General features: G+C 76.4%; 1 protein-coding gene. It reads left to right on the top strand.

Annotated features, from left to right (window positions below; translation table 11 throughout):
* Nucleotides 1-343 (top strand): hypothetical protein (locus tag G3N92_RS35440; protein ID WP_206131977.1); only part of this gene is annotated, 343 nt, incomplete at both ends.

Genomic DNA, 343 nt, shown 5'->3' with positions numbered 1-343 from the left:
TCGCGGGGCGGACGGCCTTCGCTGCTGCGTTGCGGGCGATCGCCATCGCGCGAGAAACGCGCGCCGCCTTCACGCGGCGGCCGGTCGCCGAAACGCGGGCGCTCGCCATCGCGGGGCGGACGGCCTTCGCTGCTGCGCTGCGGGCGATCCCCATCACGCGAGAAACGTGCACCGCCTTCACGCGGCGGGCGGTCGCCGAAGCGCGGACGATCGCCGTCGCGGGGCGGACGGCCTTCGCTGCTGCGTTGCGGGCGATCGCCATCGCGCGAGAAACGCGCGCCGCCTTCACGCGGCGGCCGGTCGCCGAAACGCGGGCGCTCGCCATCGCGGGGCGGACGGCCTT

Origin of the sequence: Burkholderia sp. Ac-20379, assembly GCF_017104645.1 — a bacterium.
Classification (GTDB): domain Bacteria; phylum Pseudomonadota; class Gammaproteobacteria; order Burkholderiales; family Burkholderiaceae; genus Burkholderia.
This window is presented reverse-complemented; position numbering and strand designations above follow the sequence as displayed.